An 11,599-nucleotide genomic window follows, 5' to 3' on the forward strand; every position below is an offset into this window, starting at 1 on the left:
GTGTCTGCGTAACGTCGCGTCCTGCGTGCCTCTCCGTTTCTCTGTCTCTCTGCCTCTCCCCGTGCGGTGAGGTGTCCGCGCCTAGGCGTCTGCGGCGTCACCGCGGGAGTGGTCCTCGCCCTCCAACTGCTCCCATTCCTGCGGGAGTCGGCCCGTGGCGTGCCAGGCGCGCCAGCCGTCGAGGCCTTCCAGGGTGCCGTCGGTCATCTCCTTGAGGAAACCGCGCACCCACTGGACCTCGGCGTCGATCATGTGGAGCTGGTACTCGGTCTCCACGACGAACACCCGCGGCAACGTCTCGCACAGTTTCGCCAGCGCCCCGCGGAGCCCGGCGGCCTGCACCTCCAGCGTATTGACGCGCTGTTCGAGGAGCGCGGTGACCTCGTCGGGCGGCAGTACGCCCATGAGGCACAGCGCCGTCTCGAAGATGGGGAACTCGTGCACAGGGACCGCGACGATGTCCGCCATCCAGTCGAGCATCTCCTCGCGGCCCGCCGGGGTGAGCGCGTACCGCGTGCGCTCGGGGCGGTTGCCCTGCCGCTGGACGTCGGCGACCTCGACGAAGCGGTGCTTTTCCAGGTTCTGGACGACGGTGTAGAGCGACCCGTAATTGATCTTGATGCTGTACTCCTTGCCGCGTCGGCGCAGAGTCTGGGCGATCTCGTACGGGTGCATCGGCGACCGCTCGGCGAGCAGCACCAGGACAGCCAGCGCCAAGGGGTTGCGGAGCTTGCGCCGCCCGGCTGCCATCACCATCACCTCGTCTCCGATTATTCGTCGCCGAACATATCGCGAGTGCAGGCGACCGTCAACCACGATGTATCGCGTTTCGCGACGGTTCTTCTCAGGGCGATGCCTGCGGGGTCCGTTGCTCACGGAGCGCTGCTGCGGGCGCACTCAAGCCGAGCGCGTCATGGGGGCGCGGCCGGGGGTACACGGTTCCGCGGCCCGACAGCGCGAGGATGCATGCGGCACCAGCGGTGCCCCCGGAACGGAAGCCCAGGCCAGGCTTGTCCGGCGCCGCCACGGGCGTCCACACCTACTCCCAGCGAAGGACAACCGCTCATGGAGACCGTCACCCTCAACAACGGCGTCGAGATGCCGCTCCTCGGCTTCGGCGTCTACCAGATCCCCGCCGACGACACCGAGCGCGCCGTCTCCGAGGCGCTGGCCGCCGGCTATCGCCTGCTGGACACGGCCGCCGCCTACGGCAACGAGGAAGCCGTCGGCCGGGCCATCGCGTCGAGCGGCATCCCGCGCGGTGACCTGTTCGTCACGACCAAGCTGTGGGTGCAGGACGCCCCGGCCGAGGAGAACACCCAGCGCGCGTTCGAAACGTCCCTGCACAAGCTGGGTCTCGACCACCTCGACCTGTACCTGATCCACCAGCCCTTCGGCGACGTCTACGGCCAGTGGCGCGCCATGGAGGCGCTGTACCGCGCGGGCACGGCGAAGGCCATCGGTGTCGCCAACTTCTACCCCGACCGGCTGATCGACCTGATCCTCCACAACGAGATCACCCCGCAGGTCAACCAGATCGAAACCCACCCGTTCTTCCAGCGCGCCGACTACCAGGACCTCATGCGCGAGCACGGGGTGCGGATCCAGTCCTGGGGCGGCTTCGCCGAGGGCAGGAACGACCTCTTCACCAACCCGCTGCTCGCCGGGATCGGGAAGGAGTACGACAAGTCCGTCGCTCAGGTCGTGCTGCGCTGGCTGGTCCAGCGCGGCGTCATCGCCATCCCCAAGTCGGTGCGCGCCAAGCGCATGGCCGAGAACTTCGACGTCTTCGACTTCCGGCTCACGGACGAGCAGATGGCCCGGATCGCCACCCTCGACACCGGCGCTTCCCTCTTCTTCGACCACCACGACCCCGAGATGGTCACCCGGCTCGGCACGCACCGCGTGGACGGCTGAGCCTCGCCTGAAGTCGCCTGAACCTGCCTGTAGGTCACGGCAGTTGACGGGCGGGGCGGCACGTTGCTCGGCCACTGCGGGCGGGGCCGGCTGCCGGCCCCGCCCGCAGTGGCCTACCCGTCAGCCCACCGAGCTGTAGGCGACGACGCCCCGCAGCAGCGCGTCGACCGCCTTGCGGGCGTTCTTCGACACCGTGCTGTTCTCACGCGGGGCCGCGGCCGCGATCTGGCCCAGGACGTCGATGACCTGCTTGCACCAGCGGACGAAGTCACCGGCCGGCATGTCGGCCTCGCGCAGCACCTCGTCGAGGCCCTTGTCCGAGGCCCACTGGTAGGCCGCCCACGCGAAGCCGAAGTCGGGCTCGCGCTGGCCGACGCCCTCCGCCTGGTTGATCTTGTGGTCCTCTTCCAGGGCGTCGAGCCGGCCCCAGATCCGTACCATCTCGCCAAGCGCGGCCTTGGCGTTGCCGGACGGTGTCTTGGGCGCCACCGCGTCGTCGGACTGGCGGGCCTCGTACACCAACGCCGATACGCAGGCGGCCAGTTCGGCCGGGCTCAGGCCTTCCCAGACGCGGGCGCGCAGGCATTCGCTGGCCAGCAGGTCGAGCTCGCCGTAGAGGCGGGCCAGGCGCCTGCCGTGCTCGGTGACCTCGTCGTCGCGCAGGTAGTCGAGCTCGGTGAGGAGCGCCACGATCCGGTCGAAGGTGCGCGCGATGGTGTTGGTGCGCCCTTCGATGCGCCGCTCCAGCTGCTGGGTGTCGCGCTGGAGGCGGTGGTAGCGCTCGGCCCAGCGGGCGTGGTCCTCGCGCTCGTCGCAGCCGTGGCAGGGGTGGGCGCGCAGGGCGGCGCGCAGGCGGGTGATCTCGCGGTCGTCGGCCGCCTCGGAGCGCGCCTTGCGGTGCCGCTCGGGGACGATGTGCCCGGCCTTGGTGCGCAGCGCGGACGCCAGGTCCCGGCGGGACTGCGGCGAGCGCGCGTTGAACGACTTCGGGACCCGCATCCGCTCCAGGGCCTCCACCGGCACCGGGAAGTCCATCGAGGCGAGCCGCTTGACCTGCCGCTCGACGGTCAGCACCAACGGCCGCGGCCCGTCGTGCTGTTCGAAGCCCCGGTGCCCGTTGGTGCGGCCGGCGGGGATCCCCGGGTCGAGGACCAGGGCGAGGCCCGCGAACTTGCCGGTCGGCACATGGATGATGTCGCCCGGCTTCAGCTTCTCCAGGGAGGCCGCGGCGGCCGCCCGGCGCTGGGCCGCGCCGTGCTTGGCGAGGTCGGTCTCACGGTCCTTGAGGTCGCGCCGCAGGCGTGCGTACTCCTCGAAGTCGCCCAAGTGGCAGCGCATGCCCTCCCGGTAGCCGTCGAGGCCCTCCTCGTTGCGCTGGACCTGGCGCGAGATGCCGACGACGGACTTGTCGGCCTGGAACTGCGCGAAGGAGGTTTCGAGCAGCTCGCGCGAACGGTGCCGGCCGAACTGCTGGACCAGATTGACGGCCATGTTGTACGACGGCTTGAAGCTGGAGCGCAGCGGATACGTACGGGTGCCGGCCAGGCCAGCCAGGGCGTCCGGGTCCATGCCGCGCTGCCACAGGACCACCGCGTGGCCCTCGACGTCGATGCCCCGGCGCCCGGCCCGGCCGGTCAGCTGGGTGTACTCGCCGGGGGTGATGTCGGCGTGCTGTTCGCCGTTCCACTTGACGAGCTTCTCCAACACCACCGACCGCGCGGGCATGTTGATGCCGAGGGCGAGGGTCTCGGTGGCGAACACGGCCTTCACCAGGCCGCGTACGAACAAGTCCTCCACGACCTCCTTGAAGGTCGGCAGCATGCCGGCGTGGTGGGCGGCGATGCCGCGCTCCAGGCCTTCGAGCCATTCGTAGTAGCCGAGGACGTGCAGATCCTCACCGGGGATGGAGGCGGTGCGCTCCTCGACGATCTCGCGGACCTTCTGCCGGCCCTCCTCGTCGTTGAGCCGCAGCCCCGCGTACATGCACTGCTGGACGGCGGCCTCACACGCGGCGCGGCTGAAGATGAAGGTGATGGCCGGCAACAGGCCTTCGGCGTCGAGCCGTTCGATGACTTCGGGGCGCCCCGGCGTCCAGATCCGGGAGCGCGAGCGGCGCTCCCGCTCCCGGTCGGCCTCGCGCACCATCTTGCCGCGGCGCCGGTCGCGCGGGTTGTACGTCTTCTGGTTCTCCAGGCGCGCCATGCGCAGCAGGTCGGGGTTGACCTCGCGCCGGGCGGTGCCGCGGCCGCCGTGGTCGGACTCCTCCTCGAAGAGGTCGTACATCCGCCGTCCGGCCATGACGTGCTGCCACAGCGGAACGGGCCGGTGCTCGGAGACGATCACCTCGGTGTCACCGCGGACGGTGTCGAGCCAGTCGCCGAACTCCTCGGCGTTGGAGACGGTCGCGGAGAGCGAGACCAGGGTGACGGACTCCGGGAGGTGGATGATCACCTCTTCCCAGACGGCGCCGCGGAAGCGGTCGGAGAGGTAGTGCACCTCGTCCATCACCACATAGCCCAGACCGATGAGCGCCTGGGAGCCCGCGTACAGCATGTTGCGGAGCACCTCGGTGGTCATGACGACCACGGGTGCGTCCGCGTTGACGCTGTTGTCGCCGGTCAGCAGGCCCACCTTGTCGGCGCCGTAGCGGCGCGCCAGGTCGGCGTACTTCTGGTTGGAGAGCGCCTTGATGGGCGTGGTGTAGAAGCACTTGCGGCCCTGCCCGAGGGCCAGGTGCACGGCGAACTCGCCGACGATGGTCTTGCCCGAGCCGGTGGGGGCCGCGACGAGCACGCCCTTTCCGGCTTCGAGGGCCTGGCAGGCCTCGATCTGGAAGGGGTCCAGATCGAAGTCGTACAGGTCACGGAAGGGTGCGAGCGCGGTGGCCTGCTCGGCGGCGCGGAGCCGGGCAGCTGCGTACGCTTCGGCTGGTGAGAGGTCCTCTGTCATCTTGTCTTCGAGCCTACCCGCCGCCTCTGACAGAGGTCGCGATCTTTATTGGAGGCCTGGTGCCGCGGCCTTCCGGCCGGACGCCGGTACCGGAGCCAATACCCGTACGGCACCGCGTACACACTCCGCGGTGAGCGGGAGCGGGCCGAGCGGCTCGCCGTCGGCGTATCCGGTGATGCCGGGGGCGGCGAGCGTGATCGAGGCGGCGCGGTAGGTGCTGACCACCGGGTGGTCGAGGTGGGTGCCCTTGTAGACGCGCGGGAAGACCTTGATGAGGGTGGCGCGTGAGCAGTCGCCGACGACCGTGACGTCGAAGAGCCCGTCGGTGAGGTCGGCGCCGGCGCAGATACGCATGCCGCCTCCGTAGGAGGAGGAGTTCCCGACGGCGATGAGGGTCGCCTCGATCTCGCGGGTCTCGCCGTCGTCGAGCGTGACCTTGTACGGGACGGACGTGAAGGCGGCCAGTTCGGCGAGCATCGCGAGGTCGTACTTGAAGCGGCCGCCGGGCCGGCGCATCCGGTTGCCCCGGTCGTTGACCTTGGAATCGAAACCGGAGGCGAGGACGGTGGCGAACCACCGGTCGCCGCTGCGGCCCAGGTCGATGTCCGCGTGGTGCCCGTCGGTGAGGGCCCGGGCGGCCAGTTCCCCGGCTTTCGCCGGGTCGCGTATGGGCAGACCGAGGGCGCGGGCGAAGTCGTTGCCGGTGCCCGCGGCGATCACGCCGAGCGGGGTGGCGGTCCCGGCGACGGCCTGGAGGGCCAGGTTGACCATGCCATCACCGCCGACGGTGATGAGCGCCCCGGTGCCGCCCTCGACGGCGTGACGGGCGCGGCGCAGCGCGTCACCCGCGTCCTCGCCGAGGACGGTGCGTACCGAGAATCCCGCGGCCCGCAATGCCGAAGCGGCCGGCTGCGCGGCGTGCGCGCCCCGGCCGCGTCCCGCGGTGGGATTGACGAAGAGGGTGATCTCGCTGGTCACCCGCCGGACCTTACAAGCTCCGGTGGTTGCGTCAAGCGTGCGAGGTCAGGTGACGTCGTACGAGGTCGGGTGAGGTCGCCCGAGGTCAGGTGATGTCGTCGTAACCGCTGAGCTTGCTCCCTCGTCCGCCGTCGGACTGCTCGGGCAGCGCGGGGGGCGAGGTCACCGGCTCGATGGCGCCGACGTCCTCGGGGGTGAGGTCCAGGTCGGAGGCCTCGTCGTCATCGGGCCCGGCCTCGACGCGCTCCCTGCGGCGCTTGTCGTTCATCATCGAGACACCGACGGCGACGAAGTACAGGGCGACGATCGGGGCGGCGAGCGAGAGCATCGAGACCGGGTCGACGGTCGGTGTCGCGAACGCCGCGAAGACCGTCACACCCATGATCATTCCGCGCCACCAGCCCAGCATCCGGCGGCCGGTGAGAATGCCGCTGAAGTTGAGCATGACGAGGAACAGCGGCAGCTCGAAGGAGAGGCCGAAGACGATGATCATGCGCGTGACGAGGTCGATGAGCTCGTTGAGCGGCAGGAGGTTGGCGACGCCCGCCGGGGTGAAGCCCAGGAGCACGGTGGCCGCCGCGGGCAGCACGTTGTACGAGAACCAGGCTCCGGCGAGGAAGAGCGGGAAGCCGGCCGCGACGAAGCTGAGCGAGTACCGCTTCTCGTGCCGGTGCAGACCGGGCGAGACGAAGGCCCACAGCTGGTAGAGCCAGATCGGGCTGGCCGCGACCACACCCGTCACCAGGGACACCTTGATCATCAGAGTGAACGGCCCCATGAGACCGGACATCGTGATGTTGCCGCAGGTGTCGTGGCTGTCCTTCTTGGTGAGCTCGGTGAAGGGCACCGTGCAGTCCACGGCCTCCTTGATCGGCTTCGTGATCAGCTCGGCGATGTCCTTGTAGTAGAACGCCGCCACGATGGAGCAGACCAGGATCGCGAACACCGACTTCGCGAGCCGGTTGCGCAGCTCGCGAAGGTGGTCCGAGAGCGGCATCCGCCCCTCGGGGTCCCTCTGTTGTTTGCGGGCAGACTTGAGCAACCCACGTCCTCATCTCGTGCGGCAGGTCGCTCTGTTCACACCGGTGGTGATCAGCGCCTGCTGGGGCCCGGTGTCAGCGCTTGTTGGTGTCCGTCGGCTCGGCCACGGGGCGAGCGCTGCCCACGTCGCCGGGCGCCGACTGGATGGTGCGCTGGGCCGGCGGCTGCTCGCCCGGGGTGGGCGGGTCGGCCGGTGCCTGACCGTCGGACTTCATGGCCTTGGCCTCGCTCTTGAGGATGCGGGCCGACTTGCCGAGCGACCGCGCCATGTCCGGGAGCTTCTTCGCGCCGAACAGCAGGACGACGACGATCAGGATGAGAATGATCTCGGGGGCGCCGAGCCTTCCGAACATAAGCGTTTACCTTCTCACCGAGGCTGCAGGGTTGGGGGCTGCTTGGGGCCGCCGGACGGATGTCCGGACGCCTTACGTGCAGCGATCGTAACGCGCAAGGGTGAACGCTGGGCAATCCCCGTGCGCACTCCCGTTTGCGGACCGTGCCTCGTTCGCTGGACCGCGATGTGCAGCGTACCGTCCCGAAACGGACGACATCGGGGCGCACCGTTCATCCCAGCGTTTCCCCCGCGCCCGCGAGGTGGACCGCGGCGCGCTCCAGGTCTTCGGCGGCGCGGTTGATCCGCTGCGTGGTGTCGGCCACTTGGCGGCCGAGCCGCTGCGCCTCGACGAACACCTTGACGGCGAGGACGCCTAGGACGGCGATCCCGAGGAACCCGAGGGCGATGGCGGTCATCGGCCAGAACATGGAGGCGGATCCTAGACGGTGGAGTGGAGCCGGAGGGTGCGGACGCCGCCGCCGGTGAGGAGCTCGATGATGCGCTCCCCGGCCGGCTTGCGGACGGCCGAGCCGCACTCGGGGCAGGTGAAGGAGTAGAAGGTGGTGCGGCGGCTCGCGCCGATCGCCAGGCGGAACGCGGGAGCGCCGAGCTCGAAGCGGGCCCGGCACTCCGGGCAGGCCGCCTTGAAGAGCACCGGGATCACAGGACGGGAAATACCGGGCAATACCGACACGTTCCGCACTCTCCTCAGCTCCGGTCGTCGAGCGTGCGCTGGTCCTCGTAACCGGCCAGCGCCTCGGTGGCCGCGCGCCGGGCGCTCTCGGCGAGAGCGTCCGGCGAGACGATCCGGCCGTCCTGACCGAGGCGCAGCGCGAGCCGTCGCAGCGACGCCGGGTCGGGCGTGCGCAGGGTGATCCGCAGGCCGCCGTCGGGCAGCTCCTCGGCGCTGTCGTGCGGGTAGTACTCCGCGACCCAGCGCCCGCCCGGGCCGACCTCGACGACGACCTCGGGGTCCTCGGCGGACGGCTGGACGAGCCCTTCGGACAGGTCGCGCAGTTCCAGCTCGGGCGGCGCGGACGCCTCGTCGAGCAGACGGATCTCGGCGACCCGGTCGAGCCGGAAGGTGCGCCGCGCCTCGGAGAGGCGGCACCACGCCTCCATGTACGTGTGACCCACGGCGAAGAGCCGGATCGGGTCGACCTCGCGCTCGGTGAGCTCGTCGCGCGCGGGCGAGTAGTACTTCACCCACAGGCGGCGGCGCTCGGAGATCGCCCGGTCGACCTCGGCGAAGACCCCGCCCTCGGATTCGAAGGTGACCGAGAGCCGCGAGCTGGCGCCGGCGGCCTCGCCCGCCGCGGCCTCCAGCTTGGCGGTGGCGCGCAGCAGCGCCTGCCGGTCGCCCTCGCGCAGACCCGGCAGGGTGGAGACGGCCCGGGCGGCGACGAGCAGCGCGGTCGCCTCGTCGGCGGCGAGCCGCAGCGGCGCCGCGACGTCGTCCGGGTTGTGCCACCAGATGCGGTCGCCGTCGGTGTCGATGTCCAGGAGGTCGCCGCCGCGGAAACTCGTGCCGCACATGGGCAGCACATCGAGGTCGGAGATCAGTTCGTCCTCGGTGATGCCGAAGGCGCGGGCGACGTCCGCGACATGGGCGCCGGGGCGCTCGCGCAGATAGGTCACCAGCGACAGCATCCGCCGCGTCTGGTCGATGGCATTGGCAGCCATGGTCGTACGGTCCCCCTCAGCCCTTGGCCACGGCACGCAGCCGGTCCATCACATCGGCCCGCAGATCGGCGGGTTCCAGCACGACCACGTCGGGGCCGAACTCCACGAGGTGGGCGTCGAGCCCGTGCCCGTACGGAATCTCCAACTCCTCCCACCCGTCGCCGAGTTCCCGCGTCGAGGTGGCCCGCGAGCGCAGCGGGTAGCCGGCGCCGGCGCGCAGCCGGATCTTCGCCGAGCGGGTCGCGGTCTCCCCCGCCCACGTCTCGACGGTCTCGCGCACGGTGACGACATCGGGCACGGGCGCGGTGAAGGCGCCGGCGCGGGAGCGGACCTTGCCGGAGATACGGCTGAGCCGGAACACCCGCTCGGCGCCCCGGACACGGTCCCAGCCGGCCAGGTACCAGTGGCCGCGCCAGCACTCCAGGCCCCAGGGCTCGACGTGCCGCTCCTCGGGGCGTACGGCGGTGACCTTGCGGTAGTCGAAGACGACCGGGCGCCGGTCGCGGCAGGCCAGCATCAACGGCTCGAACGCCGTCTCGTGGACCGGGATGCGCGGCTCGATCGTGCTGTGCTCATACGGATTGTCGGCCTCCGGCATGCCGGCGGCGCGCAGTTTCTGGAGTGCGCCGCTGGCCGCTCCCGCGAGCCGGGCCTGCTGCCAGACGCGGGCGGCGAGCCCGAGGGCCGCGGCCTCCTCCGCGTCGAGCTGGACCGGCGGCAGCCGGTTGCTGTCGCGGCGGGCGAGATAGCCGGTCTCGCCGTCGAGGTTCTCGACGGTCTCGATGACCAGGCCCAGTTCACGCAGGTCGTCCTTGTCCCGCTCGAACATCCGGTTGAAGGAGTCGTCGGAACCGGCCTCCAGATAGGCCTCGATGGACTCGCGCAGCTCGCGCTTGCTGAGTGCCCGCCGTGTCCCGAGCAGACACAGCGCCAGGTTCATCAGCCGCTCGGCCTTGGCAATCGCCATCGATGCCCTACGCCCTCTCTCGTTGTGCGCTCCGACCGTTGACCGTACCGCTCCGGGCTGTCCGGGCAAAAGCCGAGGGTCCATGCCCGCAGGCATGGACCCTCGCTCCGATCAGGTCCGATCGCTCAGGACCGATCGAGGTGTCTCTCAGACGGAGACCAGGTCGCAGACGAAGATCAGCGTCTCGCCGGGGGCGATGGCACCGCCGGCGCCGCGGTCGCCGTAGGCGAGGTGGGCCGGGATGGTCAGCCGGCGGCGGCCGCCGACCTTCATGCCCTGGATGCCCTGGTCCCATCCGGCGATGACCTGGCCGGCACCGAGCTCGAACTGAAGCGGGGTGCCGCGGTTCCAGGAGGCGTCGAACTCCTCGCCGGTGGAGAAGGCCACGCCCACGTAGTGGACCTTGACCTTGTCGCCGGCCTTGGCGACGGCGCCGTCGCCTTCCCAGATCTCCTTGATCTCCAGGTCCGCCGGCGGCTGACCCTCGGGGAAGTCGATCTCGGGCTTGTCGATGCTCACGTAATGCTCCTACTGATCGCTATGGGCAACCGCACCAGTCTTACATTGCTCCGAGGATGTCCACGACGAAGACCAGGGTCGAGTTGGCGGGGATGTCGGCGCCCTGCGCCTTGTCCTTGTAGCCCTGCTCCGGCGGAATGACCAGCAGCACACGACTGCCGACCTTCTTGCCGACGAGGCCCTTGTCCCAGCCCTCGATGACCTGACCCTGACCGATCGTCGTCGAGAACGGCGCGCCGGTCTTCCACGACGTGTCGAACAGCTTCGCCTGCGGCGCGCCCTCGTTGGGCTTCCAGGTGGCGCCGCTGTACTGCATGTACACGGTCTGGCCGCTCTTGACCTCGGGGCCCTTGCCCTCGATGAGGACCTGGTCGACGAGCTTGGCCGGCGGGTCGTTCTTCGGAACGGAGATCGTGGCGGCCGCTTCCTTGTCCGCCTTGATCTGCGGCAGGTCCGAGGGGATGGACGCCTGGGTGCCGTCGACCTTCTTCGGCATCACGCTGTCGACGTCGAGGACGAAGACCAGCGTGTCGGTGCCGCTCACCCCGAGCTCCTGCTTGCCCGCGGCGCCGAACGCGGCGGACGGCGGAGCCACGACCAGGACGCGGGCGCCGATCTTCTGGCCGAGCACCGCCTCACTGAACGCCGGGATGTAGGTCTGCGAGCCGGCCGGGATGACCTGGGGCACGCCGTCCTTGTCGTACGAACCGGCGAGTTCCTTGCCGCTCTTCCAGATCTTCCCGGTGTACTTGGTCACCGCGAGGTCGTCCTTCTTGACCTCGGCGCCGGTGCCCGCGGTGAGCGTCTTGACGACGAACTTCCCGCTCGGATCGCCCTTGGGAATGGTGATCGTGGGCTTCTTCTCCGCGTCACCCGCGACGGTGGGCATCGGCGATGCGTCGGACACCGGCTTGGGAGCGGCGGCGGGCTGCGACGGCTGCGCGGAAGGGGAGGCGGACGCGTCCTTCTTCTTCGCTCCGTCGTCACCTCCTCCGCAGGCCGCGGTGAGCATCAAGGCCGGCACGATGAGCGCGGCAGCAAGTCGGCGTCGCACAGTGGTCCTCGGGGGTAGCTGGAACGGTCGGAGCGGCCACTCTACGGCCCCCGCAGGCCACCACAAGGGTCCGGCATGCCCGGGGCCCGTGCCGAGAACCCCAACTCCGCCAGGGTCAAACCCGGGAACATGTGCCGGAAGACCCTTTCGTACGCAT

The 11,599-nt window shown here is 70.1% G+C and carries 12 protein-coding genes; 1 reads left to right on the top strand and 11 read right to left on the bottom strand.

The annotated features are described in order from the left end of the window. Positions 1 to 81: 81 nt before the first annotated feature. Positions 82 to 750: a PadR family transcriptional regulator gene (locus tag AB0D31_RS14595; protein WP_362721882.1), complete on the bottom strand. Its 669-nt coding sequence runs from the start codon at positions 748 to 750 to the stop codon at positions 82 to 84. A 315-nt stretch (positions 751 to 1,065) separates the two neighbouring features. On the opposite strand from AB0D31_RS14595, the gene AB0D31_RS14600 reads away from it, so the two are divergent. Beyond that, positions 1,066 to 1,917, top strand: a complete 852-nt coding sequence (locus tag AB0D31_RS14600; protein WP_362721885.1) for an aldo/keto reductase — start codon at positions 1,066 to 1,068, stop codon at positions 1,915 to 1,917. A 120-nt stretch (positions 1,918 to 2,037) separates the two neighbouring features. Here AB0D31_RS14600 and AB0D31_RS14605 read toward each other — a convergent pair whose 3' ends face one another. From AB0D31_RS14605 to AB0D31_RS14650, 10 genes are all read right to left on the bottom strand, one after another. Next, positions 2,038 to 4,866 carry a DEAD/DEAH box helicase gene (locus AB0D31_RS14605; protein ID WP_362721887.1) on the bottom strand — a complete coding sequence of 943 codons (2,829 nt, stop codon included), beginning with the start codon at positions 4,864 to 4,866 and terminating at the stop codon, positions 2,038 to 2,040. Between the two features lie 45 nt (positions 4,867 to 4,911). Next, entirely contained in the window at positions 4,912 to 5,844 is a 933-nt protein-coding gene (locus AB0D31_RS14610) for a diacylglycerol kinase (RefSeq protein ID WP_362721890.1), read from the bottom strand. An 85-nt stretch (positions 5,845 to 5,929) separates the two neighbouring features. Beyond that, positions 5,930 to 6,886 carry a twin-arginine translocase subunit TatC gene (gene tatC, locus AB0D31_RS14615; protein WP_362721892.1) on the bottom strand — a complete coding sequence of 319 codons (957 nt, stop codon included), beginning with the start codon at positions 6,884 to 6,886 and terminating at the stop codon, positions 5,930 to 5,932. 73 nt (positions 6,887 to 6,959) lie between these two features. Further along, positions 6,960 to 7,238 carry a Sec-independent protein translocase subunit TatA gene (gene tatA / locus AB0D31_RS14620; RefSeq protein WP_362721895.1) on the bottom strand — a complete coding sequence of 93 codons (279 nt, stop codon included), beginning with the start codon at positions 7,236 to 7,238 and terminating at the stop codon, positions 6,960 to 6,962. Between the two features lie 211 nt (positions 7,239 to 7,449). Beyond that, complete coding sequence (locus AB0D31_RS14625; RefSeq protein WP_362721898.1) at positions 7,450 to 7,647, bottom strand: hypothetical protein; 198 nt, start codon at positions 7,645 to 7,647, stop codon at positions 7,450 to 7,452. An 11-nt stretch (positions 7,648 to 7,658) separates the two neighbouring features. Continuing rightward, on the bottom strand, positions 7,659 to 7,922 hold the full coding sequence (locus tag AB0D31_RS14630) for a hypothetical protein (RefSeq protein WP_362721901.1): 264 nt from the start codon (positions 7,920 to 7,922) through the stop codon (positions 7,659 to 7,661). Between the two features lie 5 nt (positions 7,923 to 7,927). Further along, a complete protein-coding gene (locus AB0D31_RS14635) occupies positions 7,928 to 8,902 on the bottom strand; it encodes a WYL domain-containing protein (RefSeq protein ID WP_362721904.1) in 975 nt (324 codons plus the stop codon). A 16-nt stretch (positions 8,903 to 8,918) separates the two neighbouring features. Beyond that, the gene (locus AB0D31_RS14640) at positions 8,919 to 9,869 is read right to left on the bottom strand and encodes a WYL domain-containing protein (protein ID WP_362721906.1); all 951 of its coding nucleotides are present in this window, start codon (positions 9,867 to 9,869) and stop codon (positions 8,919 to 8,921) included. A gap of 147 nt (positions 9,870 to 10,016) precedes the next feature. Next, positions 10,017 to 10,388, bottom strand: coding sequence for an FKBP-type peptidyl-prolyl cis-trans isomerase (locus AB0D31_RS14645; RefSeq protein WP_362721908.1), 372 nt, complete (start codon positions 10,386 to 10,388; stop codon positions 10,017 to 10,019). A 40-nt stretch (positions 10,389 to 10,428) separates the two neighbouring features. Further along, positions 10,429 to 11,442, bottom strand: a complete 1,014-nt coding sequence (locus tag AB0D31_RS14650; protein ID WP_362721911.1) for an FKBP-type peptidyl-prolyl cis-trans isomerase — start codon at positions 11,440 to 11,442, stop codon at positions 10,429 to 10,431. Positions 11,443 to 11,599 lie beyond the last annotated feature (157 nt).

Origin of the sequence: Streptomyces sp. NPDC048361 (assembly GCF_040651795.1) — a bacterium.
GTDB lineage: Bacteria > Actinomycetota > Actinomycetes > Streptomycetales > Streptomycetaceae > Streptomyces.